The organism is Sphingomonas sp. S-NIH.Pt15_0812 (assembly GCF_003951315.1).
Classification (GTDB): domain Bacteria; phylum Pseudomonadota; class Alphaproteobacteria; order Sphingomonadales; family Sphingomonadaceae; genus Sphingomonas.
The window spans coordinates 163,861-188,105 of sequence record NZ_QLJH01000004.1; the positions used below are offsets into that span (position 1 = coordinate 163,861).

25 protein-coding genes and 1 pseudogene are annotated in these 24,245 nt (G+C 69.3%); 13 read left to right on the top strand and 13 right to left on the bottom strand.

Annotation, left to right across the window (positions count from 1 at the left end; genetic code table 11):
* Positions 1-252: 252 nt before the first annotated feature.
* From BRX43_RS04320 to BRX43_RS04330, 3 genes are all read left to right on the top strand, one after another.
* Positions 253-891 (top strand): PEP-CTERM sorting domain-containing protein, encoded by a 639-nt coding sequence (locus BRX43_RS04320; protein ID WP_164523521.1) that lies wholly within the window; start codon positions 253-255, stop codon positions 889-891.
* Positions 891-1,523 (top strand): L,D-transpeptidase family protein, encoded by a 633-nt coding sequence (locus BRX43_RS04325; protein WP_241214756.1) that lies wholly within the window; start codon positions 891-893, stop codon positions 1,521-1,523. The genes BRX43_RS04320 and BRX43_RS04325 overlap by 1 nt, the downstream gene beginning before the upstream one ends.
* Before the next feature lie 82 nt (positions 1,524-1,605).
* On the top strand, positions 1,606-2,130 hold the full coding sequence (locus tag BRX43_RS04330; RefSeq protein WP_125993614.1) for a CAP domain-containing protein: 525 nt from the start codon (positions 1,606-1,608) through the stop codon (positions 2,128-2,130).
* 493 nt (positions 2,131-2,623) lie between these two features.
* Here BRX43_RS04330 and BRX43_RS04335 read toward each other — a convergent pair whose 3' ends face one another.
* Positions 2,624-3,631, bottom strand: a complete 1,008-nt coding sequence (locus BRX43_RS04335; protein ID WP_125993616.1) for a glycosyltransferase family 4 protein — start codon at positions 3,629-3,631, stop codon at positions 2,624-2,626.
* 15 nt (positions 3,632-3,646) lie between these two features.
* Positions 3,647-5,230, bottom strand: a complete 1,584-nt coding sequence (locus BRX43_RS04340; RefSeq protein ID WP_125993618.1) for an alpha-amylase family glycosyl hydrolase — start codon at positions 5,228-5,230, stop codon at positions 3,647-3,649.
* Between the two features lie 189 nt (positions 5,231-5,419).
* On the opposite strand from BRX43_RS04340, the gene BRX43_RS04345 reads away from it, so the two are divergent.
* Positions 5,420-6,415 (top strand): LLM class flavin-dependent oxidoreductase, encoded by a 996-nt coding sequence (locus BRX43_RS04345; RefSeq protein WP_125993620.1) that lies wholly within the window; start codon positions 5,420-5,422, stop codon positions 6,413-6,415.
* Between the two features lie 3 nt (positions 6,416-6,418).
* Here the strand turns inward: BRX43_RS04345 and BRX43_RS04350 are convergent, their stop codons facing one another.
* The 3 genes from BRX43_RS04350 to BRX43_RS04360 form a co-directional block, all read right to left on the bottom strand.
* Positions 6,419-7,735, bottom strand: a complete 1,317-nt coding sequence (locus BRX43_RS04350) for a HAMP domain-containing sensor histidine kinase (protein WP_241214767.1) — start codon at positions 7,733-7,735, stop codon at positions 6,419-6,421.
* A 109-nt stretch (positions 7,736-7,844) separates the two neighbouring features.
* Complete coding sequence (locus BRX43_RS04355; protein WP_125993622.1) at positions 7,845-8,510, bottom strand: response regulator transcription factor; 666 nt, start codon at positions 8,508-8,510, stop codon at positions 7,845-7,847.
* 126 nt (positions 8,511-8,636) lie between these two features.
* Positions 8,637-8,930 (bottom strand): hypothetical protein, encoded by a 294-nt coding sequence (locus BRX43_RS04360; protein WP_125993623.1) that lies wholly within the window; start codon positions 8,928-8,930, stop codon positions 8,637-8,639.
* A 100-nt stretch (positions 8,931-9,030) separates the two neighbouring features.
* On the opposite strand from BRX43_RS04360, the pseudogene BRX43_RS04365 reads away from it, so the two are divergent.
* Positions 9,031-10,819 (top strand): annotated as a pseudogene (locus BRX43_RS04365) (ATP-binding cassette domain-containing protein).
* Between the two features lie 8 nt (positions 10,820-10,827).
* Entirely contained in the window at positions 10,828-11,295 is a 468-nt protein-coding gene (locus BRX43_RS04370) for an acyl-CoA thioesterase (protein WP_125993624.1), read from the top strand.
* Here the strand turns inward: BRX43_RS04370 and BRX43_RS04375 are convergent.
* Positions 11,253-11,663, bottom strand: a complete 411-nt coding sequence (locus tag BRX43_RS04375; protein ID WP_125993625.1) for a DUF1810 domain-containing protein — start codon at positions 11,661-11,663, stop codon at positions 11,253-11,255. The two genes, BRX43_RS04370 and BRX43_RS04375, sit on opposite strands and share 43 nt — an antisense overlap.
* A 111-nt stretch (positions 11,664-11,774) precedes the next feature.
* Between BRX43_RS04375 and BRX43_RS04380 the strand changes: the two genes are divergently transcribed.
* Both BRX43_RS04380 and BRX43_RS04385 read left to right on the top strand, forming a co-directional pair.
* Positions 11,775-12,296, top strand: a complete 522-nt coding sequence (locus BRX43_RS04380) for a hypothetical protein (RefSeq protein ID WP_125993626.1) — start codon at positions 11,775-11,777, stop codon at positions 12,294-12,296.
* A 26-nt stretch (positions 12,297-12,322) separates the two neighbouring features.
* A complete protein-coding gene (locus BRX43_RS04385; RefSeq protein ID WP_125993627.1) occupies positions 12,323-12,946 on the top strand; it encodes a YbhB/YbcL family Raf kinase inhibitor-like protein in 624 nt (207 codons plus the stop codon).
* A gap of 4 nt (positions 12,947-12,950) precedes the next feature.
* Here BRX43_RS04385 and BRX43_RS21135 read toward each other — a convergent pair whose 3' ends face one another.
* The 6 genes from BRX43_RS21135 to BRX43_RS20730 all read right to left on the bottom strand — a co-directional run bounded on the left by BRX43_RS21135 (position 12,951) and on the right by BRX43_RS20730 (position 17,701).
* Positions 12,951-13,073, bottom strand: coding sequence for a hypothetical protein (locus tag BRX43_RS21135; RefSeq protein ID WP_277600152.1), 123 nt, complete (start codon positions 13,071-13,073; stop codon positions 12,951-12,953).
* A 411-nt stretch (positions 13,074-13,484) separates the two neighbouring features.
* Positions 13,485-14,408 (bottom strand): winged helix DNA-binding protein, encoded by a 924-nt coding sequence (locus BRX43_RS04390; protein WP_125993628.1) that lies wholly within the window; start codon positions 14,406-14,408, stop codon positions 13,485-13,487.
* Between the two features lie 27 nt (positions 14,409-14,435).
* Positions 14,436-15,929 (bottom strand): NAD(P)(+) transhydrogenase (Re/Si-specific) subunit beta, encoded by a 1,494-nt coding sequence (locus tag BRX43_RS04395; protein WP_125993629.1) that lies wholly within the window; start codon positions 15,927-15,929, stop codon positions 14,436-14,438.
* 39 nt (positions 15,930-15,968) lie between these two features.
* Positions 15,969-16,259: a proton-translocating transhydrogenase family protein gene (locus BRX43_RS04400; protein ID WP_125993630.1), complete on the bottom strand. Its 291-nt coding sequence runs from the start codon at positions 16,257-16,259 to the stop codon at positions 15,969-15,971.
* 133 nt (positions 16,260-16,392) lie between these two features.
* Positions 16,393-17,526 carry an NAD(P) transhydrogenase subunit alpha gene (locus BRX43_RS04405; protein WP_125993631.1) on the bottom strand — a complete coding sequence of 378 codons (1,134 nt, stop codon included), beginning with the start codon at positions 17,524-17,526 and terminating at the stop codon, positions 16,393-16,395.
* Positions 17,527-17,530: 4 nt separating this feature from the next.
* Positions 17,531-17,701 (bottom strand): hypothetical protein, encoded by a 171-nt coding sequence (locus tag BRX43_RS20730; RefSeq protein WP_241214757.1) that lies wholly within the window; start codon positions 17,699-17,701, stop codon positions 17,531-17,533.
* Between the two features lie 245 nt (positions 17,702-17,946).
* Between BRX43_RS20730 and BRX43_RS04415 the strand changes: the two genes are divergently transcribed.
* The 5 genes from BRX43_RS04415 (at position 17,947) to msrA (ending at position 23,464) form a co-directional block, all read left to right on the top strand.
* Positions 17,947-19,356 carry a sigma-54 dependent transcriptional regulator gene (locus tag BRX43_RS04415; protein ID WP_125993632.1) on the top strand — a complete coding sequence of 470 codons (1,410 nt, stop codon included), beginning with the start codon at positions 17,947-17,949 and terminating at the stop codon, positions 19,354-19,356.
* A gap of 57 nt (positions 19,357-19,413) precedes the next feature.
* Positions 19,414-21,228, top strand: a complete 1,815-nt coding sequence (gene pabB / locus BRX43_RS04420; RefSeq protein ID WP_125993633.1) for an aminodeoxychorismate synthase component I — start codon at positions 19,414-19,416, stop codon at positions 21,226-21,228.
* 32 nt (positions 21,229-21,260) lie between these two features.
* Positions 21,261-22,460 (top strand): pyridoxal phosphate-dependent aminotransferase, encoded by a 1,200-nt coding sequence (locus BRX43_RS04425; protein WP_125993634.1) that lies wholly within the window; start codon positions 21,261-21,263, stop codon positions 22,458-22,460.
* 193 nt (positions 22,461-22,653) lie between these two features.
* Positions 22,654-22,806, top strand: coding sequence for a hypothetical protein (locus BRX43_RS20185; protein WP_164523522.1), 153 nt, complete (start codon positions 22,654-22,656; stop codon positions 22,804-22,806).
* Positions 22,787-23,464: a peptide-methionine (S)-S-oxide reductase MsrA gene (gene msrA / locus BRX43_RS04430; protein ID WP_125993635.1), complete on the top strand. Its 678-nt coding sequence runs from the start codon at positions 22,787-22,789 to the stop codon at positions 23,462-23,464. The genes BRX43_RS20185 and msrA overlap by 20 nt, the downstream gene beginning before the upstream one ends.
* A 9-nt stretch (positions 23,465-23,473) precedes the next feature.
* On the opposite strand, the gene pdeM is transcribed toward msrA, so the two are convergent.
* Positions 23,474-24,136: a ligase-associated DNA damage response endonuclease PdeM gene (gene pdeM / locus BRX43_RS04435; protein WP_125993636.1), complete on the bottom strand. Its 663-nt coding sequence runs from the start codon at positions 24,134-24,136 to the stop codon at positions 23,474-23,476.
* Positions 24,137-24,245: the final 109 nt, after the last annotated feature.

A 24,245-nucleotide genomic window follows, 5' to 3' on the forward strand; every position in this document is an offset into this window, starting at 1 on the left:
GACATGGCAGCAAGTATAACCATGTATCCTTAATGTCTCACCCGTCCCGAACTGGGCTTCGCGGCGCACGCCTCATATGGACGGCCATGCCGGCAACGCGTACAAACCCCTCTGTCGGAATATCGTCGCGCCATGGGGGGCCGAATGATCCGGAAACCTTCACTTTGGCCGCGTGTTGATATGAAAATGAAGATGGGGCGTAGGAAAAGGACGCGTAAAACCCTCGGCATCCGTGCTCGTCAGCGGGTCTTCATGCGTCGCTCGGTCTGGGCGCTCTCCGCCTTGTCGCTGCTGGCGTTCGTGCCGATCGTCGCATCCGACCATGGCCGGCAGATGGCCAGTGCGGTCGCGGCCGCCATCGCCGATCCCACCGCCCTGTTCGACCAGCGTTCACCCGGCGCACGCGCCGCCGGTGCCCTGACCCAGACCAAGCAACGCCGTCTGGCCGGCCGGAACGGCCGCACCGGCAATGCCCGCGAGCCCTTCGTCCCCGTCGAGCGCGTGCTGGCCGGCGAACGCCGCCGGCCGGGCGATGGCGTGAACATCCCGGGCTTCGCACCAGCCGGCGGTGTCGAGACCCCCCTGCCCGGCGATGCACCGCCGCCGGTCGGCGATGCCTTCCTGCCGCCAGCGGGAGTGACCGGTGGCGGCGGCTCGTCCGTGCCGGTCGCGCCGATCATCGGTGGCGGCGGGGGTGGCAGCGGCATCGGCGGCGGCGGTGGCGGCGGCGGTTCGACGCCCACGCCGCCGCCCACACCGACGCCGACGCCCGAACCCTCGCCCGTTCCGGAGCCGGCCACCTGGCTGCTGACGCTGACCGGCTTCACGGCCCTGGCGACGGCCCTGCGCCGCCGCCGCCGTCTCGACCAGGCGCGTCCGGAACAGGCGTGATGCGCCGTCTCGCGTGGCTGGTGGCGGCCATGCCGCTGCTGGTGCTCGCCTATCTGGCCGTCGCGCCGGACCGTGCACGGATCGTGCAACCGCGCGTCGAGCAGCCCTATCGCCGCGCCGAAGGGCGGCTGATCTTCGCGCCGGACAAGGTCCCGTCGCTGGCGCTGCCGGATGGCTCGCATCGCCGCGTGCGCAGCGTGCTCGACATTCCCCAGGCGATGCACTTCGGCGACTATGTCTGGAACGACACCGACGTGCCCGCCGGCCCGGTCTGGGTGCGCGTCGATCTCGGCCGACAATTGCTGTCCGTGTTCCGCGCCGGGCATGAGATCGGCTCGGCGGTGATCCTCTACGGCACCGACGGGATGCCGACGCCGACCGGCGTCTTCCCCATCAAGGCCAAGGCGGCCGAGCATGAGTCGAGCCTGTACGAGGCGTCGATGCCCTTCATGCTGCGCCTGACCGATGACGGCGTCGCCATCCATGCCAGCCTGGTCCAGCGCGGCTCGGCGACGCATGGCTGTGTCGGCATCCCGGAAAGCTTCGCGCGCCACCTGTTCGCGCAGGTCAAGCTGGGCGATCCGGTCGCGATCCTGCCGGCCGACGCGTCGTCCTCGGGCAAGCAGGCTTAATTTTCCGCTAACCAGCGACGGGAACCGGGTGCTTACGCCTATCATGGGATGAGGGACCATCATCCATGAGAGGTCTGCATCGATGTTCGGCAAACGAGCGGCGGCGGTGGTGGCGCGCGTGGCGATCCTCAGCGTCGCCCCCTTCATGCTGGGAGCGACCGGCTTCACGAATAATTTCGACGCCCGCATCCTGGCCGCGCACAATCGCGAGCGGATGGCGATGGGCGTCGCGCCGTTGCGCTGGGACCCCGTTCTGGCGCAGCGCGCGCAGCAATGGGCCAATTACCTGGCGGTGACCGGACGCTTCGAACATGCCCCCGAACGGCCCGTGAACCCGGACGGCGAAAATATCTGGGCGGGCAGCAAGGGCTATTTCATCGCCGAGCAGATGGTCGACGGCTGGATTCGCGAGAAGCGCTTCTTCAAGCCCGGCAGCTTCCCCGACAACAGCACCACCGGCCGGCTGGAGGATGTCGGCCACTATACCCAGCTCGTCTGGCGCGCGACCGGCGACGTCGGCTGCGCCCGCGCGCAAAGCTGGCGCGAGGACATATTGGTCTGCCGCTATGCCGAGGCGGGCAATTATATCGGCGAGACGCCGTTGTGAGGGGGGCGGCAGCGCTCCTGATGGTGGCACCATGACGGCCAGATCTCGTCGATCGCCGCTATGCCAGCCTTTGTGGGTCCGAGCCGGTACGCTTCACATTGGGCTGGCTGATATGTTCCGACGTCCATGGGCCTCACGACCACGGGTGCGTGCCCGAACTGGTCAGCCGTTATATCGACGATGAAAGCTTCCGCTTCGACCCATGCATGGCCCGCCCAGCCTTCGGCCGTGAGGATTCCACAATTCACCCCCGTGACGCCGAGGCCCGGCACGGGAGGCTGACCGCTTTGCAGGCACGCCTCGATTCCTCGGTCATGAAGCGCCCTCACGAGAAACAGGCTCGATCGAACGCATGTCCATTGCGAAGATATGGTCGGCATGGGCGGCCCCCATATTTGATGCCAACGCAACCAGTGGGGATGCAGGAACGCCCGAGCGGCGGTCGCCACGTCGTAGAGCGCCGCCTGAACATCCATCCCCACCGATCCCTCCATCACCGCCCCAGAATCTCCCGGTACAGCGCCACATAGGCATCCGCCATCCGGTCGACGCTGAACCGTTCCGCCACCGCGCGGCGGCAGGCGGCGCGGTCGATGGTATCGATCCGGCCGATCGCGTCCAGCGCCTCTTCGGGCGTGTCGACCAGGAAGCCGGTGACGCCATCGTCGATCAGTTCGGGCATCGATCCGCGCCGCGCCGCGATCACCGGCGTGCCGCAGGCCATCGCCTCGATCACCGACAGGCCGAAGGGTTCGTCGAAATTGATCAGGTGGAGCAGCGCCTTGGCCCCGCCGAGCGCCTGCACCCGCGCCTCGCCGCCGACCGGTCCGTGATAGCGGATGTCCGCGCCCAGATGCGGCGTCACCTCGCGATCGTGATAGCCGCCGTCCTGGACGATGCCGTACAGGTCCAGGCCGTGGCCGCTCGCCCGCGCCGCCGCGATCGCCTCGCCCGCGCCCTTGTCGGGATGGATGCGGCCAAAGAACAGCAGGTCGTCGCCCGGCGCCGGCTGGAAGGGGAAGTCGTCCAGCACGATGCCGTGATGGATGGTCGCGGCATAGCGCAGCGCGGGATGCCGGTCCGAATCGCTGATCGCGACATAATGGACGCGGTCCTGATAGGGCCGGTACATCGGCAGGATGCGGTCGGACGAGAAGCCGTGGATCGTCGTCACCATCGGCGTCGCGACCAGCCCGGAAAAGCCGTGCGCGGGAAAATCCGCCTGGTTGTGGATCAGGTCGAACCGGTCCGCCTGTTCGAACAGATGCGCCAGGTGACGGAATTCCCACACCTTGGCATCGATCGACGGGTCTTCGGAATAGGGCGCGGGCACCACGCCGTCGAGCCGCGCAGCCGTCTGGCTGTCGAGCGTGGCGAACAGCGTCACGTCGACGCCGCGCGCGACCAGCGCCTCGGTCAGCAGGCTGGTGACCAGTTCCCATGGGCCATATTGGCGCGGCGGCGTGCGCCAGGCGATCGGCGCCAGCATCGCGATCTTCATATCTATCCTTGTCTGTCAGAGCGGTAAGCGGAGAATCAGGCCTTCGTCGGCACGCAGCCCGGCCGGGTCGGCGATACCGGCCAGCGTCGATGCCAGCACCGCGCCCGACCAGGGCAGGGCCACGGCCTCGCCGGTCAGGTTGAGCAGCACGCCCACCCGCTCGCCCGCAATGCGCCGCTCATAGGCCAGGACGCCCGCCGGGGCATCGAGCAGCGTGACGCCGCCGAGCGACAGCGCGGGCGTCGCGCGGCGCAGCGCCAGCAGGCGGCGATAGAGGGTGAGCATCGATCCCGGATCGTCCGCCTCGGCGGCGACGTTGCGCGTCGGCCAGTCGTCGTGCAGCGGCAGCCACGGCCCGACCGTGCTGAACCCGGCGAACGGGCTGGCGTCCCAGGCCATGGGCGTGCGTGAGCGGTCGCGGCCGATGCCGATCCCCGGCTGGCGCAGATCCTGCGGGTCGCGGATGCGATCGGGCGGAATGACGATCCGACCGATGCCCAGTTCGTCGCCCTGGTAGAGCGTCGGTGTGCCGCGCAGCGTCAGCAGCAGCATCGCCGCGACCCGCGCCTGTGCCTCGCCGATCCGCGCGGCGATGCGGGGGGCGTCATGGCTGCCGATCACCCAATTGGGCCAGCCATGCGCCGGCAGCGACGCCTCATAGTCCGCGATCACCCTGCGCAAGGCGTCCGCCGTCCAGTCATTCTCGATCAGCTGGAAGTTGAAGGGCAGATGCACCTCAGGCTGGTCGGGCGTGCCGTACCAGCGGGCGTGGCGGTCGTTGGGCAGGAAGATCTCGCCGACCAGCAGCCGGCCGCCATAGCCATCGGCCAGCGCGCGCATCTCGGCGGCGATCGCATGGGCCTCGGGCTGGTCGGTCGAATGACGCTGGATCAGCCGGTCGCGCTCGGTGCGGCCGGGCCGCCAGTCGGGATTGACCGGGTTGTCGGGCAGCCCCTCGGCCTTGACGATGTGCCACAGCACGTCGATGCGGAAACCGTCGACGCCGCGATCGAACCAGAAGCGCATCACGTCCATCATCGCCGCGCGCACCGCCGGGTTGCGCCAGTTGAGGTCGGCCTGTTCCTTCAGGAAGGTGTGGAGATAATATTGCCCGGTCGCCGGGTCATGCTCCCAGGCCGGACCGCCCATGTCGCTGATCCAGTTGTTGGGCGGCCCGCCATCGGGCGCGGGATCGCGCCAGATATACCAGTCGCGCTTCGGGTCGTCGCGCGACGACCGGCTGGCGACGAACCAGGGATGCGCGGTCGAGCTGTGATTGGGCACGAAGTCGAGCAGCAGCTTCAGCCCGCGCGCATGGATCGCGGCGAGCAGCGCGTCGAACGCGGCCATGTCGCCGAACAGCGGCTCGATCCCGCGATAATCGGCGATGTCATAGCCGAAATCGGCCATGGGCGACGGGAAGATGGGCGACAGCCAGATCGCATCGACCCCCAGCGACACGACATGGTCCAGCCGCTGCCCGATGCCGCGTAAGTCGCCGATGCCGTCGCCGTCGCTGTCCTGGAAGGAGCGCGGATAGATTTGGTAGATGGTGCCGCCCCGCCACCAGGGGGCCGGATCGGAATGCGGGTCGGTCATGCGCGGGCTGGAACTCCTCTGCCACGGGCAGGATAACGCCGGTCGCGGCGAAACGGCACATCATGGCGGACCACGATCGGCACCGAGCGTTCCAGATGCGATGCCGGACGCTCCCGCCCCACGAAATTCTATCCCGCGATCAAGCCGCTATCGCTGGCGAGCGGCCGTCATCCTCCCCATCTTCGGTCAATGAAGCTTTCCTTTCTCGATCTCGTGCCCGTCGTTGAGGGCGGCACCGTCGGCGAGGCGCTGACCCGCGCCGCCGATCTCGCGCGTCATGCCGAAGCGGAGGGTTACACCCGTTACTGGGTGGCCGAGCATCACGGCATGACCGGCATCGCCTCCGCCGCCACCTCGGTGGTGATCGCGCATCTCGCCGCCGCCACCCGGCATATCCGGGTGGGCGCGGGCGGGATCATGCTGCCCAACCATGCGCCGCTCGCCATCGCCGAGCAGTTCGGGACGCTCGACGCGCTCTTCCCTGGTCGAATCGACCTGGGCCTGGGTCGCGCGCCCGGCAGCGACCAGCGCGTCGCGCGCGCGATGCGGCGGACGCTGGAGACCGACGCCAACGCCTTTCCGCAGGACGTGCTGGAGCTGCAAAGCTATTTCGCCGATGACGGCCAGACCGGCATCGTCGCGACCCCCGGCGCGGGCGCGCGGCCGGACCTGTGGATCCTGGGGTCGAGCCTGTTCGGGGCGCAGCTCGCCGCCGCGCTCGGCCTGCCCTATGCCTTCGCCTCGCACTTCGCGCCCGACGCGCTGGACCAGGCGATGGCGATCTACCGCCGCGACTTCCGCCCCTCGGCCTATTGCGCCAAGCCCTATGCGATGGCCGGGTTCAACGTCTTCGCCGCCGACACCGCCGAGCAGGCGGAACTGATCGCTTCGTCGCAGCAACAGTCGTTCGTGGCGCTGCGCACCGGCAATCCGCGCCAGTTGCCGCCGCCGGTGGCGGGGTATCGCGCTTCGCTGGGGGCGCAGGGCAATGCGCTGCTGAACCAGGTGCTGAGCTGTTCGTCGATCGGCACCGCCGACACGGTGGCGCGCGACCTCGCGGCGTTCGTCGCGCGGACCGGGGTCGACGAGGTGATGGTGACCAGCGCGATCTACGACCAGGATGCGCGCAAGCGTTCGCTGACCCTCACCGCCCAGGCGGCACAGGAGGTCAAGGTCGCCGCCTGACGCTCAGGCGGCCGCCGTCGCCGCCGGCAGGCGCAGGCGGACGAGCAGGCCGCCGAGATCCTCGCTCTCCTCCAGCGTGACGGTGCCGCCATAGATTTCCGCCACGTCGCGGACGATGGCGAGGCCCAGGCCGGTGCCCGGCTTGCCCGTGTCCAGCCGCACGCCACGGTCGAAGATGCGCACCCGGTCGTCGGGCGGGATTCCCATGCCGTCATCCTCGACCAGGATCTCGACGAACCCCGCCTCCGCCGCGACCGTAACGAAGACGCTGCCGCCGCCATATTTGGCGGCATTCTCGATCAGGTTGCCGAGCATCTCGTCCAGGTCCTGCCGCTCGACATGGACCTGCAGGTCCTTCGGGCCGGCGACGTCGATGCGGACATGGCGATAGAGGCGGCCGACCGCGCGCTCGACCGATTGCAGGCTGGGCCAGACCTCGGCCCGGCTGTGCGCCGAACCGCGCCGGCCGACCGCGCGGGCGCGCGCCAGATGATGGTCGACCTGCCGCCGCATCGTCCGCGCCTCGCGGATCACCGTCTCGGCCAGGTCGTCGGCCTGGGCGGTGGCGGCGTTCATGATCACGGTCAGCGGGGTTTTCAGCGCATGGGCGAGGTTGCCGGCATGGCGGCGCGCCTCCTCGGCCTGTTTCTCGTTATGCTCGACCAGCGCGTTCAGCTCCTCGACCAGCGGCGCGACCTCGTCGGGCAGCGCGCCGCCGACGCGCGAGCTTTGCCCGCTGCGCATCCGCACGATCTCCATGCGCAGCCGCCTGAGCGGCAACAGGCCATAGACCGTCTGGAGCCCCGCCAGCACGATCAGCCCCAGCGCCAGCAACAGGAAGGATCGCACCAATGTCCGCCGCAGCGCCGCGATCTGCGCGTCGAGCCCGTCGCGGCTCTGCGCCACCTGGAAGCGCCAGCGCACCTTCGATCCGGGCAGTTGCACGTCGCGCTCGACGATGCGCAGTTTCTCCTGCCCGAACTGGTTGCTGTCATAGGCATGGACGCCGCGATCCTGGTGCGGCGCGCCATAGGCCAGTCGCCGGTCCCAGAGCGAGCGCGACGGGAAAGGCTCGCGCCCCGGTGCCGACACCTGCCAGTAGAGGCCGGAATAGGGCTCCAGGAACCGCTGGTCCGCCGCCTCGCGCGAGAATTGCACCTCGCCGATCGGGTCGATCTCGGCCGACACGATCTGCGCGGTCAGCACATATTCGAGCTGGTCGTCGAAATTGCGCGTCACCGCATTGGCCAGCACCCGGTCGAGCGCAAAGCCGCCCCCCGCCAGCAGCAGCGTGATCCACGCCGCCGCGATCAGGATCATGCGCCGCGACAGCGACCCCGTGGTGCGCGCGGGCGCGAAGGTCGGCGGGTCGCCAGGGCGAGCGTCGGGGACGGCAGAGTCGGTCACGGAGGCGGTCACGTCGTCGGGATCAGGCGTCCGGCTCGTCCAGGCTGTAGCCGAGCCCGCGGATGGTGGTGATGACATCCTGGCCCAGCTTCTTGCGAATGCGCGTCACGAACACCTCGATCGTGTTCGAATCGCGGTCGAAATCCTGGTCGTAGATATGTTCGATCAGCTCGGTGCGGCTGACCACCTTGCCCTTGTGGTGGAGCAGGTAGCTAAGCAACTTATATTCCTGCGCGGTCAGCTTCACCGGCTCGCCGGCGCGCGTCACCTTGCCCGAGCGGGTGTCGAGCCGCACGTCGCCCGCCGTCAGTTCCGAGGACGCATTGCCCGAGGCGCGGCGGATCAGCGCGCGCAGCCGGGCGATCAGTTCCTCGGTCTGGAAGGGCTTGGCGACATAGTCGTCCGCGCCCGCGTCCAGTCCCGCCACCTTGTCGGACCAGCTGTCGCGCGCGGTCAGGACCAGCACGGGCGTGGTCTTGCCCTCTTTGCGCCAGCGGTCGAGCACGGTCAGCCCGTCGATCTCCGGCAGGCCCAGGTCGAGCACGATCGCGTCATAAGTCTCGGTCTGGCCCAGGAACAGGCCCTCCTCGCCATCGGTGGCGAGGTCGATCGCATAGCCCGCGCCTTCCAGCGTGTTCTTGAGCTGCTGCCCCAGATTGGGTTCGTCCTCGACGATCAGCACCCGCATTGTCCATCCTCCATGACCACGAACGACCGTCGTTAAGCCCGCGGGGGCGTGGAGGAAAGCACCTGTCGCACCGCTGAACCCGATCGTCGGCGATCATTCAGCCTGGGAGACGCACCAGGGGGCCGATCAGTTGCCGGTCTTGCCGATCACCTGGCCCGACCGCTCGTCGACATCGACCCAGATGACGACCCCGTCGCGCAGGAACTTCATCGTATAGGTGCCGCTGCGCGCGTCGTAGTCGAACCCCAGATATTGCGCGCCGCGCATCATCGGGATCACCCGCCGCTCGATCTCCTTGATCGATACCGACCGCCCCTGCCGGCGCGCGTCATAGGCGCGCATCTGGTCGCCACGCGACTGGGCCGGCGCGATCGCGGGGGCCGTGGCGGCCAGCAGCGCAAGGGGCAGGAGGATTCGCATCGCTGGACGCCATAGCTAAGGGGCATTGAACCGCCTGTGAATGCCTTGTCGGTCGCGGTTGCTGTTGCCGATCGGCCACAGGCGTCTTAGGTGGCGACGCATGGCCGCACCTATTCTCTCCTTCGAAGACCTTGGCTTGATCCAAGGATCGGGCTGGCTGTTCCGCCAACTCGACATCCAGATCGGCCCGCGTGACCGGCTGGCGCTGATCGGCCGCAACGGCGCGGGCAAGTCGACGCTGCTCCGCCTGCTTGCCGGATCGGTCGAGGCGGACGAGGGCCGCCGCACCATCGTGCCCGGCACCCATGTCGTGATGCTGGAGCAGGACCCCGACGTGTCGCGCTTCGCGACGCTGGAGGACTATGTCCTGCATGGCGACATCGCCCCGGCCGCGCACGAGGCCGCGGCGATCGCCGACCAGCTCGGCATCGACCTGTCGCGCGAGGCATCGTCCGCCAGCGGCGGCGAGCGCCGACGCGCCGCGATCGTCCGCGCGCTGGCGCTGGAGCCCGACGTGCTGCTGCTCGACGAGCCGACCAACCATCTCGACATCGCCGCGATCGACTGGCTGGAGCAATGGCTGGGCCGCTACAACGGCGCGTTCGTGGTGATCAGCCACGACCGCACCTTCCTGACCCGGCTGACCCGCCAAACCTTGTGGCTGGACCGCGGCACGGTGCGCCGGGCCGAGATCGGATTCGGCGGGTTCGAGGCGTGGACCGAGCAGGTCTATGCCGAGGAACAGCGCGCCGCCGAGCGGCTCGACGCGCGTCTCAAGATCGAGGAGCATTGGCTGCAACGCGGCGTCACCGGCCGCCGTCGTCGCAACCAGGGGCGTCTCACCAAGCTGAAGGAGATGCGCGCCGAACGCGCCGCGATGGAGGGGCCGCAGGGCACCGCCGCGCTGGCGATGGGCAGCGACGACGTGAAGACCAAGGTGGTGATCGACGCCGAGCATGTCGGCAAGTCGTACGGCGACCGCGCGATCATCCGCGACCTCAACCTGCGCGTCACCCGTCGCGACCGGATCGGCATCGTCGGCGCGAACGGCGCGGGCAAGACGACGCTGCTGAAATTGCTGACCGGCGAGATCCAGCCGGATAGCGGCACCGTGAAGATCGCCAAGACGCTGGACGGCATCATCATCGACCAGCAGCGCAAGCTGATGGCCCCGGACAAGCGCGTCCGCGACGTGCTGGCCGATGGCAATGACTGGATCGACGTGCTCGGCACGCGCAAGCATATCCATGGCTATCTCAAGGAATTCCTGTTCGATCCCTCGCTGGCCGAGGCGAAGGTGGGGACGCTGTCGGGCGGCGAGCGATCGCGCCTGTTGCTGGCGCGCGAGTTCGCCCGCGCCTCCAACCTGCTGGTGCTCGACGAGCCGACCAACGATCTCGACCTGGAGACGCTCGACCTGCTCCAGGAGGTGATCGCCGATTATGCCGGCACGGTGCTGATCGTCAGCCACGACCGCGACTTCCTCGACCGCACCGTCACCGTCACCCTGGGGCTGGACGGCAGCGGCGCGGTGGACGTGGTGCATGGCGGCTATGACGATTGGGAACGCCGTCGCAAGCCGAAGGTCGAGGGGCGCAAGGCGAGCCGGCCCGCCGCCGCGCCGCCGCCCCCGCCCCAGGGTGACGGCCCCGGCGCGCAAGCTGTCCTACAAGGACCAGCGCGACTATGACCTGTTGCCCAAGCGGATCGAGGAGCTGGACGCGCAGATCGCGCGCGACGAGGCGAAGCTGGGCGATCCCGACCTCTACACGCGCGATCCCGCCGGCTTCGACCGGCTGAACAGGGCCATCGCGGCGGCGCGCGACGAAAAGGACGCGGCCGAGATGCGCTGGCTGGAATTGGCCGAGCAGGTCGAGGCGCTGGGCTGATCGCCGTCATGTCCCGTCCCGCCCCCTGGCGCCTCGACGCCGATCGCTTCGCGCACCGCACGCTGTTCCAGACGCGCTATCAGGATCTCGACCCCAACGGGCATATCAACAACGTCGCCTATGCCGCGCTGTTCGAAAGCGCGCGGGTGCGCTTCAATGCCGGCATCGCGCTCGACCGGTGGCACGACCTGCGCTTCCTGGTCGCCAAGGTCGAGCTGAACTATCTGGCGGAGGGGCACTTCCCCAGCGATGTCGAGATCGCCACCGCGGTCGGGCCGATCGGCGGACGGAGCTGGCAGATGCTGTCGACCATGTTCCAGGACGGCGTCGCGCTCGCCACCTGCGACACGGTGCTGGTCGCCAGCCGGGCGGCGGACGGCCTGCCGCCCGCGATGCGCGCGGTATTGGAAGCGGCGCAGTTGCCCGAGATGGATCAGAGCAGCGCCAGCGTCGCCGGGTCGGGCGCTCCGTCGTAGAATCGATCGAGCCCCGCCTGGAACGGCGTCGGGTCGTCGGCGATGGCGGCGAACAGCGTCAGCGAGGACCGGAGCTTGATCGCGTCGATCCCGCCTAGGATCGCTTCCGCGCTGCCCTGGGCCGCGACCACCGCATTGGTCGCCTCGATCAACCGGGGCCCGAGCAGCGGATGCGCCAGATAGGCGCGCGCCTCCTCGGCGGAGGCGATGGCGTAGCGCCGCGCCATCGGGCTCTGGCCCAGCCCGGCGATCTGCGGAAAGATGAACCACATCCAATGGCTGCGCTTGGCGCCGGCACGCAGTTCGGCAAGCGCGGTGGCGTGGACATCGGCCTGCGCGGCGACGAAGCGGGATAGGTCATGGGCCATGGCCTCCACATGGGATCGCGCCCCCGTCGCGCAACCCGTGACGGGCCTGGACGTTCGTTCCACCTGTGTCCCCTCCGGCCGCGTGCCGGCCTTGTCCACCGGAGCATCGGCATGAAGCGCAGCATTCTCCTCCCCTTCGCGATGCTGGCCCTGACCGCGACGCTTGCGGGATGCGGGAAGAAGGAGCCGGACGTCAGCGAAGCGGCGCCCGGCAATTTCGTGCCCCCCGTCACGCGGGCGCCGACGCCGGTCGCGGGCCAGGCCAATCGCACGCCGCTCTCCGCCTATGTCGGCCATTATCCGCAGGACGCGGTCGAGGGCGTGTCCTTCTTCGACCGGACCGAGGTCGCCAATGCCCTGATCGACGCGGTCGCCGACGAAAAGCTGCGCCACCGGATCACCGGCCGCGACACGGTGGCGGTGCCGATCTTCGCGACGGGCGGGATGATCGCCGCGCATGGCTGCGAACCGCATAATTGCGGCGATCACGACTGGACGGTGCTGGTCCCCGGCGACGGCGACCGCGGCAAGGCGATGGTCTGCCACCATGACGCCGCCACGATGGGCGACGCCAGCCGCTGGATGAGCCGCGCGGGAACGCAGAGCCGGCCCGGCGATTGTCCGCAGGCCTGACCGACAGATAGCAAGGAGCCGCATCGATGCTGGAGAACATGCCCCATTGGCTGGGACAGGCGTTGAGCAACTGGCGCGCCGGTGCCGACGCGCTGGCGATCGCGCGACCGGAACTGACCGTGGCGACGCGGCTGACGCTGGACAGCCCGGCCTTTGCCGATGGGGCGCGGCTGCCCGTGCGCTTCACCGATGATGGCGAAGGCGTGTCGCCGCCCCTGCTGTGGCGCGACCTGCCGGTCGGCGCCGCCAGCCTGGCGCTGCTGGTCGAGGATGCCGATTCGCCGACGCCGCAGCCGCTGGTCCACGCGGTCGTCTGGGGCCTGTCGCCCGACGATGGCGGCCTGGCGGAAGGCGCGATCGTCGATGATGGCGAGGGCGATGCCGAGGGCCGCGATGTCGGACGTAATTCCTATCGCCGGCAGGGCTGGCTGCCGCCCGATCCGCCGACCGGCCATGGTGAGCATCGTTATGCGTTCCAGCTCTTCGCGCTGGATGGTGGAGCGGTGCTGGAGGGGCATGATCCCGGCCGGACCGCGCTGATCGCGGCGATGGCGGGCCATGTCCTGGCGGCCGGGCTGCTGGTCGGCACCTATTCGCGCGAGGCGCTCGCCCCGATCGGAGCGGTGGGGCCGAGCGGCGCCCTGGCCTGAACGTTCAGGCGAAGGGCGTCGGCGCGACGGCCCCGATCGCGGTCAGGGCCGCGATCAGGCCGGTGAGGGTGAGCAGGAGATTGTGGCGCATCGGAGCAGATCCCGGTGGGAGGAGGCCGGATCGCACTCAGGCGATCGGCAGGACCGGCACGGCAGCCGAGACGGCGATGGCGGCGAAGACCAGCGCGGCGACCGAGGTGGTGACGAAGCGCTGGGCGGACTGGAAGTTGAACATGGTGGTTTTCCCTTTTTGACCGGGCAACGGAAGGTCGCTGCGGTCATCCGGGACTTTGCATGGCGCGTGCCAATTTTGGAAACGGCGGAAATGCTCGGTTTTTGCCTGGCGCGGCCGCAGCGCTGGCGCGATTTCCCAATCGGCATGGCGTCAGCCGCCAAGGTTCGGGAAGAGAAAGCCCCCCGGACCAGGGGCGCATCGACCGCTCTTGTCAGCGCTGGGCTAAAGCCGTGCTGGGCCTGGATACGGGCCGCGACCTTGCCGAAGCCATCACGATCGCGGGATGGTGTCGGCCGCCGCCGATCAGACGATCGGCAGCCCCGCCTTGCGCAATGCCGCGACATAGGCGCGCATCCCGCGTTCGGCGCGGGCGCTGAGCGCCAGGAAGGCGCGGCGGCGATCGGCGGGGTCGGGATGCCGCTCCAGCAACCCGGCCTCGGTCAGGCGGCTGATCCAGCGGAGCGCCGTGGTCGAGGGCACCGCCGCCGCGATGCACAGGCTGGAGACGGAGACGCGGTTCTGCTCCAGCCGGGCGGCGAACAGGTCGAGCAGCATGTCCCAGGCCGGGTCCTCGAACAGGTTCTTGCCCAGGAAGGTCTCGCGCATCCGCCGCGCCCGGATGGTCTGGCGAATCACCTGGGGATCGATCTCGACGGCGATCGGCTCGATGCTGAAGCTCTGGCGGCGATCGCCGACCTCGTCGCCATCGTCGTTGATGTCGCGGTCGCGCGTGGCCAGGCGCGTCAGCAGTTCGGCGATGCGCGCGATCTCCGCATTCACCCGGCGCAACCGGTCGCCATCATCCTCACGCCAGCGATCGGAAAGGCCGCTCTCCAACGTCATCCGCCCCGCGACCGCGAGTTCGCCGACCCATTCGGCGAAGCTGACGTCGCAGAGCAACTGCACGCGCAGGCCGATCAGCGCGCCGGCCACGATATCGATCTGGTTGACGGCAAAGGTCGCGACGACATTCAGATCGTCGCGCTCGGCCACGTCCCGGATCGCGGGCAGCGCCGCCAGCAACCGGTCCTCGTCGATGCCCTCCGCCGCCAGCATCAGCACCGGCCGGTCGATCACTGCCGCGCCCAGATCGGTGGCGTAGGACCAGTCGACGGCATGGACCAGCCGCCCGCCGGCATAGGTGATCACCTCCTCCGCCTCGGGCCGGGCATCCGGCGTCGCGACCAACACCACGTCGAACGTGTCGCCCGCCGCTACTCCATCCATCACGCTTCGTCCCCCGATCGTCGCCCGTCAGCCCAGGGCTTTGACGATCTCCTCCACCATCTTCTTCGCATCGGCAAGCAGCATCATCGTATTGTCGCGGTAGAAAAGCTCGTTGTCGACACCAGCATAGCCGACACCGCCCATGGATCGCTTGATGAACAATACGTTACGCGCTTTCTCGACATCGAGGACCGGCATGCCGTAGATCGGCGAGGACTTGTCGGTCTTGGCGGCGGGATTGGTCACGTCGTTGGCGCCGATGACGAACGCAACATCCGTCTGTGCGAAATCGCCATTGATGTCTTCCAGTTCAAAGACTTCGTCATAAGGAACATTGGCCTCGGCGAGCAGGACATTCATATGACCCGGCATTCGTCCGGCCACGGGATGGATGGCGTATTTGACGCGCACCCCCTCCGCCTTCAACCGATCGGCCATTTCGCGCAACGCATGCTGCGCCTGCGCCACCGCCATGCCGTATCCGGGCACGATCACCACCTGTTCGGCCTGGCTCATCAGGAAGGCGGCATCCTCGGCCGAACCGCGCTTCCACGGCCGGTCGACGCCCGCGCCGCCCGCCGCCTCGCCGCCGGACGCCGCGCCGAAGCCGCCCGCGATCACGCTCAGGAAGCTGCGGTTCATCGCCCGGCACATGATGTAGGAGAGGATCGCCCCCGACGCGCCGACCAGCGCGCCGGTGATGATCATCGCGCCATTGCCCAGCGTGAAGCCCATCGCCGCCGCCGCCCAGCCGGAATAGCTGTTCAGCATCGACACCACGACCGGCATGTCCGCGCCGCCGATCGGCACGATCAGCAGGAAGCCGATGGCGAAGGACAGGATGGTGATCGTCCAGAACGCCCAGGGGGCCTGATCCTGCGCGAACAGCCCGACCAGTCCGACGATCGCGACCAGGATCGCCAGGTTGATCGCATGGCGCGCGGGCAGCAGGATCGGCTTGCCGCCCATATTGCCGTTGAGCTTCAGGAAGGCGATGACGCTGCCCGAAAAGGTGATCGCGCCGATCGCGACGCCCAGCGCCATCTCGATGCGGCTGGCGGTGTGGATCGTCGCGAAGGGCTGGCCGATCATCGGCGTGACCAGTTCGGCGATGCCGAACGCCATGGGGTTGAGATAGGCCGCGACCCCGACCAGCACCGCCGCCAGCCCGACCAGCGAGTGGAAGGCGGCGACCAGTTGCGGCATCGCCGTCATCGCGATCCGCCGGGCGGTGACGATGCCGATCGCGGCGCCCAGACCGATGGCCGCGACGATTTCGAGAATGGCGATCCCATCGACCTCGAAACGGCCCAGAGAACAGCCCTCCGTCGTGCACAGCGATACCCCCGGCACATGCGTCACCAGCGTCGTGACCACCGCGATGGTCATGCCGATCATGCCCAGCCGGTTGCCGCGCTGGCTGCTCGCCGGGCTGGACAGGCCGCGCAGCGCCAGGATGAAGCACACCCCCGCCACCAGATAGGCGAAGGCCACCCAGGGGTTGGCCGCTACCTCATGCATTTCGCCTCTCCCCCGTCACCGGCCTGATATGGGCCCCGTTCACTTGGCGGGGCGCTCCTTCTTCTTGTACATGGCCAGCATCCGCTGCGTCACCGCGAAGCCGCCGAAGATGTTGATGCTGGCCAGCACCACCGCCGCCAGTCCCAGCGCCCTGGCCATGCCCGACCCCGCCGCGGCGGCCGCGACCAGCGCGCCGACGATGATGACCGAGGAGATGGCATTGGTCACCGCCATCAGCGGCGTGTGCAGCGCCGGGGTCACCGACCAGACGACGAAATAGCCGACGAAACAGGCCAGCACGAAGATGGAGAGGATGGCGATGAAGGTCATTGAGGCATCTCCGTCACGCCCTGCGCGCGCATCCATGTGAACGAACCCATATCCCCCGGACATGATCCTGGCCGCCCGGAGGGACGCCGAAGTCCATCATCCCCGTCCGGGGAAGGAATGGCGTCGCGACGCATCATCCCCGCAGCCGTTCCGACACCACCGCCCCGCCGCGGGTCAGGCGGATCGCCTCGGCGATCGGGTCGCCATCGGGCAGGACGGGACGGCCGGCCTCCTTGTCCCAGAAGGCGCTGACGAAATTGAACAGGTTGCGCGCGAACAGCGCCGAGGCGTCCGCCGCCAGCCGGGCGGGCATGTTGCGATGGCCGATGATCGTCACGCCGCCCCGGCGCACGATCGCGCCCGGCACCGCGCCCTCGACATTGCCACCCTGCTCCACCGCCAGGTCGACCACCACGCTGCCCGGCCGCATCGTCGCCAGTTGCGCCGCGCTGATCAGGCGCGGCGCGGGCCGGCCGGGGATCAGCGCGGTGGTGATGACGATGTCCTGCCGGGCGATATGGCCGGAGACGAGCGCCGCCTGCGCCACCTGATATTCGGCGCTGGTCTCGCCGGCATAGCCGCCCTGCCCCTCGCCCTCGATGCCGGCGACCTGCTCGACGAAGATCGGCCTGGCGCCCAGCGACTGGATCTGCTCGCGCGTGGCGGAGCGGACATCGGTGGCGGAGACCTGCGCGCCCAGCCGGCGCGCGGTGGCGATCGCCTGCAACCCGGCGACGCCGACGCCCATCACGAAGACACGCGCGGCGGCGATGGTGCCGGCGGCGGTCATCATCATCGGCAGGGCGCGGCCATATTCCGACGCGGCGTCCAGCACCGCCTTGTAGCCGGCCAGATTGGATTGCGAGGACAGGATGTCCATCGACTGGGCGCGGGTGATTCGCGGCATCCACTCCATCGCCAGCGCCTCCAGCCCCAGCGCGGCATAGCCCTCCGCCCGCGCGCGACCGTCCGCGCCCAGCGGGTCGAGCGCGGCGACCAGCCAGGCGCCGGGCGCGGTGCCGCCGAGCCCGGCGGGATCGGGGCCGCGCACGCCCAGCACCAGTTCCGCGCCCGCCAGCACGCCGGCCCGGTCCGCGACCGACGCGCCGGCGGCGGTATAATCCTCATCGATACAGCCGGCGGCGGTCCCGGCCCCGCGTTCGACGCCGACCTGAGCGCCCAGGCCCAGGAGCTTGCGGACGGTTTCCGGCGTGGCGGCGACGCGGGTTTCGCCCTCCGCCGTTTCGTGGAGGACGGCGATCTTCATGGCGTCAGGCGATCAGCCAGATGACGCAGGCGACGATGGCCGCCACCGCGACCGCGCCCCATTTCAACATCCCGATCATCCGGGCATAGTCGGTCACATGCGCACCGAGATCGCCTCCGGCCACCTTGTGGCCAGCACCCCCGCCCGCACCATGGTCCGCGTCGCTTCCCGCCATGTGACCCTCTGCCCTGTCTGTTCTGCGCCCGAGCCTAGACTCGCGAGCCGAATCGCTCAAGCCTGTTCCCCCCTTTCCAGGATAGGGTGAAGCGGATCATTAACCTTGATCTAGCCAGAACGGACATGTTCCCCTAAGGCGGCCTTAGGCTCCGGGGGGCGCCGACGGCGCAGGTGCGCGATTAAGGCTGCCTTTACCTGATGCGGCCTACACCCCGTACCGAACCGGGACGAGGTAGGGCGAGAATGACGCGTAACGGACAGCGGCTGCTTCTACTGATCGACGACGAACCCGCGCAGCGGCGACTCGTCGCGGCGCTGGCGGCGCGGGCGGGCTGGCGCGCCTTGTTCGCCGCCGATGCCGATATGGCGATGGCGATGCTCGGCACGCCGGAGGGGGGCCAGCTCGATGCGATCCTCCTCGACCATTGGGCGGGCGAACAGGATGCCAATGCGCTGATCGCCGAGTTGCGCGAACGCCGCCCGACGCTGCCGATCCTGATGCTGACCGCCAATGGCTCGGTCGCCCAGGCGGTGGCGGCGATGCGCGCGGGCGCGACCGATTTCCTGGTCAAGCCGCTGGCCCCCGAACGCCTGCTCGCCGCGCTGGAGGCGGCGGTGGCGGGCAGCGCGGCGGGCGAGCTGCGCCCGCTGACCGAGAAGATCCCGGCCTTGCTGGCGTTCGACGAGATCGTCGGCTCCGCCCCCGATTTCCGCGCCGCGCTGGCGATCGCGGCCAAGGCGGCGCGTGCCCGCGTGCCCGTGCTGCTGGAGGGCGAAAGCGGCGTCGGCAAGGAAGTGGTGGCGGAAGCGATCCATGCCGCATCCCCGCGCGCGCGCAAGCCGATGGTCGCGGTCAATTGCGGCGCGATCCCCGCCAATCTGGTCGAGTCGGAACTGTTCGGCCATGAGAAGGGCGCGTTCACCGGCGCGTTCGAGCGCAAGATCGGCCGCTTCCAGGAAGCGGACGGCGGGACGCTGTTCCTGGACGAGGTCGGCGACATGCCGCTCGACGCGCAGGTCAAGCTGCTGCGCGTGTTGCAGGAGGGCGAGATCCACCCGCTGGGCGCGCGCCATGCCCGCACCGTCGACGTGCGCGTGATCGCCGCGACCAACCGCCGCCTGGCCGAGGAGGTCGAGGCGGGCCGGTTCCGCGAGGATCTCTATTACCGGCTGAACGTGGTGCAGGTCGCCATTCCGCCCTTGCGCGACCGGTTGAGCGACGTGCCGGCGCTGGCCCGCCATCTGCTCGCCCGCATCGCGCGTCAGCCCGGCCTGCGCCCGCTGGGCATCACCGACGACGCGCTGCACCTGCTGTGCGCCTATGACTGGCCGGGCAATGTCCGCCAGTTGCAGAACGCGCTCTTCCGCGCGGCGGTGCTATGCGAGGGCGATGCGCTGACCGCCGCCGACTTCCCGCAGATCGCGATGATGGGCGGCCGTCGCAGCGCTTCGGCGGTCGAGGGCGGCGGCGTGCAGCTCTTCCGCCCGGACGGGCATATGCGGCTGCTGGAGGATATCGAGGCGGACGTGATCCGCCTCGCGATCGGCCATTATCGCGGTCGCATGACCGAGGTGGCGCGCCGGCTCGGCATCGGTCGCTCGACCCTGTATCGCAAGCTCGCCGAACTGGGGATCGAGAGCAACGCCGCCTGATCCCCATCCGTAGGGGACACAGGCGACAAAGCCGGCGCACCGGCCTAAATCCAGACGATGTGTTCCGGTGTTCGTCCAGACCCCGCGCCCGATCGACGGGTCGATGCGCCGCTGACCGCGCCCTTCGTCCTGCTCGACGATGCGCAGGCCCCCGCGCGCACCCGCCTGTATCGCCGGCCGGTGGCGGTGATCGAAACCCATGACCTGGCGGCGGTGCCGGCGGCGCTCGACCGGCTGCGCGCGGGGCTGGCGGACGGCTTCGATGCGGCGGGCTATCTATCCTATGAAGCGGGTCACGCCTTCGAGCCGAAACTGGGCCCTCCCCCCGCGATCGACGCGCCGCTCCTGTGGTTCGGGCTGTTCCGGGGATGGGAGACGGTCGACGCCGCCACGCTGCTGCCCGATCCGGCGGGCGGCTGGATCGGCGCGCCGGAGCCCGATGTCCCGCAGGCGCGCTATGAGGGGCAGGTGCGCGAGGTGCTGGAGCTGATCGCGGCGGGCGATCTCTACCAGGCCAATCTCAGCTTCCGCGCCACCGCCCGCATCGCGGGCGATCCGCTGTCCATCTATGCCGCCCTGCGCGCGCGGGCAGGGGCCGGCTGGGGGGCGTTGATCGACACCGGGCGCGACCGACTGCTCAGCCTGTCGCCCGAATTGTTCGTCGCGATCCGGGGCGACCGGCTGACCTGCCGGCCGATGAAGGGCACCGCCCGCCGGGGTACGACCGAGACGGCGGATCGAGCGCTCGCCGCCGCGCTTCGCCGCGACGCCAAGCAGCGCGCCGAAAACCTGATGATCGTCGACCTGATGCGCAACGACCTGTCGCGCGTGGCGGTGCCCGGATCGGTCGCGGTGCCCGACCTGTTCGCGGTGGAGACCTATCCGACCGTCCACCAGATGACCTCCACCGTCACCGCGCGACTCGCCCCCGGCCGCGATGCGGTCGACGTGCTGGCGGCGGGCTTTCCCTGCGGATCGATCACCGGCGCGCCGAAATTGCGCGCGATGCAGGCGATCGCCGCGATCGAGGCGCGGCCGCGCGGCCTCTATACCGGGTCGATCGGCCATGTCGATTCGACCGGCGATGCCGCCTTCAACGTGGCGATCCGCACCCTGACGATCCGGGGCGGCGACCGCGTGGCCAGCCTGTCGCTGGGGGCCGGAATCGTCGCCGATTCCGTTCCGGAAAATGAATGGAATGAATGCCTTGCCAAGGCCGCCTTCGTGGGCGACGGACAAAGGGTGTTCGACCTGATCGAAACCATGGCCTTCGACCCCGAAGCGGGGATCGCACTGCTCGACCGCCATCTAGCGCGGATGAAGGCGAGCGCGGCCGCGCTGGGCTTCGATTTCCACCGGCATGGCGCGCGCAACGAGTTGCAGGCCGCGACCTTCCGCCTGCGCCAGGCGCGCCGCGTGCGGCTGATGCTGTCGCCGAGCGGCGCGGTGGCGGTGGAGACCATGCCGATGCCGCCCGCGCCCACCGCGCCGCTTTCCGTCGCCATCGTGCCGCTGCCGGTCGCGCCCGACGATCTGCGCCTGTGCCACAAGACCAGCGACCGCGGCTTCTACGATCGCGCCCGTGCGGCGGCGGGGACGGACGAGGTGCTGTTCGAACGGCCCGACGGATCGGTGACGGAGGGCAGCTTCACCAACCTCTTCGTGCCGCGGGACGGCGGGCTGCTGACGCCGCCGGCCGGCGGCCTGTTGCCGGGCGTGCTGCGCGAGGAGCTGCTGGCGCGGGGCGAGGCGCGGGAAGCGGTGCTGACCCGCGCCGACCTGCCGCCCCAGATCCTGCTCGGCAATGCGCTTCGGGGTTTGATGCCGGCACGGTTCGTTGCGGTTGCGAAATCCCCCGCCCTGCCGCTATAGCGCCGCCGCCCTCTCATTAAGGCATCGGCTCCATGAACACCTCCGCCGCCCTCGATCGCATCAGCCCGTCTCCCACGCTCGGCGTCACCGCCCGCGTCAACGCGTTGAAGCGGGCCGGCGTGGACGTGATCGGCCTGGGTGCGGGCGAGCCGGATTTCGACACGCCCGATTTCGTCAAGGAGGCGGCGATCGAGGCGATCCGTCGCGGTCAGACCAAATACACCAACGTCGACGGCACCGCCGAGCTGAAGGAGGCGATCGTCGCCAAGTTCGCGCGCGACAACCACCTGACCTACACCCCCGATCAGATCAGCGTGAATGTCGGCGGCAAGCACACGCTGTTCAACGCGCTGGTCGCCACCGTGCAGGCGGGCGACGTGGTCGTGATCCCCGCCCCCTATTGGGTCAGCTATCCCGACATCGTCCAGTTCGCGGGCGGCACGCCGGTGATCGCGCCGGCTGGGCCCGAGCAGAATTACAAGCTGTCGCCGGAGGCGTTGGAGGCGGCGATCACCCCGCGCACCAAGTGGGTGATCCTCAACTCGCCCTCCAACCCGACCGGCGCCGCCTATTCGGCCGACGAGCTGAAGGCGCTGGGCGCGGTGCTGCTGCGCCACCCGCAGGTTTGGGTGCTGGCCGACGATATGTACGAGCATATCGTCTATGACGGCTTCCGCTTCGCGACGATCGCCGAGGTGGTGCCCGAGCTCTACGAGCGCACGCTGACCGTCAATGGCTGTTCCAAGGCCTATTCGATGACCGGCTGGCGGATCGGCTATGCCGGCGGCGCGCCCTGGCTGATCAAGGCCATGGCCAAGCTCCAGTCGCAGTCGACCAGCAACCCCTGCTCGGTCGCGCAGGCGGCGGCGGTGGCGGCGCTGACCGGCGACCAGTCGTTCCTGGCCGCGCGCAACGAGGCGTTCCGCGTCCGCCGCGACCTGGTGGTGTCGGCGCTGAACGCGATCCCCGGCATGTCCTGCCCGACGCCGGAGGGGGCCTTCTACGTCTATCCGTCCTTCGCGCCGCTGATCGGCAAGACCACGCCCAAGGGCGTCGTGATCGCCGATGACGAGGCGTTCGTCACCTATCTGCTCGACGAGGCGCGGGTCGCGGCGGTGCAGGGCGCGGCGTTCGGCCTGTCGCCGGCGATGCGGATCAGCTACGCCACCTCCGACGCGCTGCTGACCGAAGCGTGCGCGCGGATCGCGGAGGCCTGCGCCGCGCTGCGCTGACCTCGTACGGGCGGCCCGGACCGCCCGTTCCCTCCTTCCAAGGCTAATGCAGGATGAACGGGCCGCCCACGGCGCGTTCATCCTGCAACGCTATGTTTCCCGTCATCGTCTTGTCGTGTCAGGGCTGCGGCCCGATATGGCGGATGTTCCCTTCGCCACCGGGACCCGGTGGTTCCCTGCAAGGCAAGGTTTTATGTTGAAGTCGTTCAAATCCAGCTTCGTATGGCAGTTCGCCGGTGGCTTCGTGCTCGGTGCGATCGGTCTGTTCGCGCTGCATCCGAGCGACACGCCCTCCGCCTTCCCGGCCCCCGCCCCCGCCCCCGCCCATGTCGCGGAGACGCGCTGAGGTGATTCGCGCCGCCGCTGCCGCTGCCGGCCTGATCGGGATCGCCGCCCTGGTGACCACCGGCCGGGCGGATGCGGAACGCGCGGTGCTGCTGCCGACCGCCAAGGTCGATGTGCCTGCCGCCGCCGCGCCGCAGACCGCCGTGCTGGCGGGCGGCTGTTTCTGGGGCATGGAAGCGGTGTTCCGGCGCGTGAAGGGTGTCCGTTCCGTCACCGCCGGCTATGCGGGCGGCACGGCCGCCACCGCCAATTATCCCGCCGTGTCCAGCGAGCGCACCGGCCATGCCGAGGCGATCCGCATCAGCTACGATCCCGGCCGGGTCAGCTATGCGACGCTGCTGCGCGTCTATTTCTCGATCGCGCATGATCCGACGCAGGTCGATCGCCAAGGCCCGGACAGCGGTCCCAGCTATCGTTCGGCGATCTTCCCCCAGACGCCGCAGCAGGCGGCCGTGGCACGCGCCTATGTCGCGCAACTGACCGCGGCGCACAGCTTCCAGCGCCCGATCGCCACGAAATTGGAGCAAGGCCGCTTCTACCCGGCCGAAGCCTATCACCAGGATTTCTTCGACCGGAATCCCGGTCATCCCTATATCGTCACCTGGGACAAGCCCAAGGTCGCGGCCTTCCGCGCCGGGTTCCCGACGCTGGCGCGCTAGGCGGGGACGCTAGGCCGCGATCGGGAAGCGCAGCAACCGGTCCGCGACCGGCACCAGCGCCTCCGCCCGGCCACCCACCGCGCGGCGGATTTCCGGATGGTCGACATCCAGTCCACCGGTCAACGACCCGAAGGCGGGCAGCACCAGCTTGGCGGCGCTGGCCACGAAGCAGCGGCGCGCCACCTGCTTGCCGCGCACCCGCACGCGCAACTTGGGGTGGAAATGGCCCGACAGTTCGGGACGCGACTCGGCCGGATCGGCTTCGTGGCGCAGCACCAGGCCATCGACCAGCGCCTCTTCCACCACTTCGCCGCCGCAGCGATCGAGGATCGCGGGATCGTGATTGCCGGTGATCCAGGTCCAGTGCGTCGCACCGGTCAGCGCCCGCAACCGGTCCTGCGCCGCCTGGGGCAGGCGATCGCAGCCGCCGACATCGTGGAAACTGTCGCCCAGGCACCAGATCTCGGTCGCGCCGCACCGCTCGACCAGCGTCGTCAGCGCTTCCAGCGTCGCCAGCGAATCATAGGGCGGCAGCATCTGCCCGCGTCCGGCGAACCAGCTCGCCTTCTCCAGATGCAGGTCGGCGACGAGCAGCGCGCGCCGGGACGGCCAGAAGACCGCGCCTTCCGCCAGCGCCGCCAGCGCCTGTCCACCGAACGAAAAGGGAACCATTTCCGTGCCATGCCGTCTGGCAGCCGCCAGCGCAAGCGCCGGATGGCATGGAATCGCGCCAGGACCCGCCTCTTGGCCCGTTCCGGTGGAGCGCCTATGCCGGCCCCCT

Bases quoted from the DNA above. Each gene is read 5' to 3' on its own strand.
- BRX43_RS04330 (WP_125993614.1), top strand. From the start codon at position 1,606: ATGTTCGGCAAACGAGCGGCGGCGGTGGTGGCGCGCGTGGCGATCCTC.
- BRX43_RS04415 (WP_125993632.1), top strand. From the start codon at position 17,947: ATGACGCGTAACGGACAGCGGCTGCTTCTACTGATCGACGACGAACCC.
- BRX43_RS04425 (WP_125993634.1), top strand. From the start codon at position 21,261: ATGAACACCTCCGCCGCCCTCGATCGCATCAGCCCGTCTCCCACGCTC.
- BRX43_RS04360 (WP_125993623.1), bottom strand. From the start codon at position 8,930: ATGCGAATCCTCCTGCCCCTTGCGCTGCTGGCCGCCACGGCCCCCGCG.
- BRX43_RS04375 (WP_125993625.1), bottom strand. From the start codon at position 11,663: ATGGCCCATGACCTATCCCGCTTCGTCGCCGCGCAGGCCGATGTCCAC.
- BRX43_RS04380 (WP_125993626.1), top strand. From the start codon at position 11,775: ATGAAGCGCAGCATTCTCCTCCCCTTCGCGATGCTGGCCCTGACCGCG.
- BRX43_RS04355 (WP_125993622.1), bottom strand. From the start codon at position 8,510: ATGCGGGTGCTGATCGTCGAGGACGAACCCAATCTGGGGCAGCAGCTC.
- BRX43_RS04325 (WP_241214756.1), top strand. From the start codon at position 891: ATGCGCCGTCTCGCGTGGCTGGTGGCGGCCATGCCGCTGCTGGTGCTC.
- BRX43_RS04390 (WP_125993628.1), bottom strand. From the start codon at position 14,408: ATGGATGGAGTAGCGGCGGGCGACACGTTCGACGTGGTGTTGGTCGCG.
- BRX43_RS04335 (WP_125993616.1), bottom strand. From the start codon at position 3,631: ATGAAGATCGCGATGCTGGCGCCGATCGCCTGGCGCACGCCGCCGCGC.
- BRX43_RS20730 (WP_241214757.1), bottom strand. From the start codon at position 17,701: ATGGCGGGAAGCGACGCGGACCATGGTGCGGGCGGGGGTGCTGGCCAC.
- BRX43_RS04395 (WP_125993629.1), bottom strand. From the start codon at position 15,929: ATGCATGAGGTAGCGGCCAACCCCTGGGTGGCCTTCGCCTATCTGGTG.
- msrA (WP_125993635.1), top strand. From the start codon at position 22,787: ATGTCGCGGAGACGCGCTGAGGTGATTCGCGCCGCCGCTGCCGCTGCC.
- BRX43_RS04340 (WP_125993618.1), bottom strand. From the start codon at position 5,230: ATGACCGACCCGCATTCCGATCCGGCCCCCTGGTGGCGGGGCGGCACC.
- BRX43_RS04400 (WP_125993630.1), bottom strand. From the start codon at position 16,259: ATGACCTTCATCGCCATCCTCTCCATCTTCGTGCTGGCCTGTTTCGTC.
- BRX43_RS04345 (WP_125993620.1), top strand. From the start codon at position 5,420: ATGAAGCTTTCCTTTCTCGATCTCGTGCCCGTCGTTGAGGGCGGCACC.
- BRX43_RS20185 (WP_164523522.1), top strand. From the start codon at position 22,654: ATGTTGAAGTCGTTCAAATCCAGCTTCGTATGGCAGTTCGCCGGTGGC.
- BRX43_RS04350 (WP_241214767.1), bottom strand. From the start codon at position 7,735: ATGATCCTGATCGCGGCGGCGTGGATCACGCTGCTGCTGGCGGGGGGC.
- BRX43_RS04370 (WP_125993624.1), top strand. From the start codon at position 10,828: ATGTCCCGTCCCGCCCCCTGGCGCCTCGACGCCGATCGCTTCGCGCAC.
- pdeM (WP_125993636.1), bottom strand. From the start codon at position 24,136: ATGGTTCCCTTTTCGTTCGGTGGACAGGCGCTGGCGGCGCTGGCGGAA.
- BRX43_RS04385 (WP_125993627.1), top strand. From the start codon at position 12,323: ATGCTGGAGAACATGCCCCATTGGCTGGGACAGGCGTTGAGCAACTGG.
- pabB (WP_125993633.1), top strand. From the start codon at position 19,414: ATGTGTTCCGGTGTTCGTCCAGACCCCGCGCCCGATCGACGGGTCGAT.
- BRX43_RS04405 (WP_125993631.1), bottom strand. From the start codon at position 17,526: ATGAAGATCGCCGTCCTCCACGAAACGGCGGAGGGCGAAACCCGCGTC.
- BRX43_RS04320 (WP_164523521.1), top strand. From the start codon at position 253: ATGCGTCGCTCGGTCTGGGCGCTCTCCGCCTTGTCGCTGCTGGCGTTC.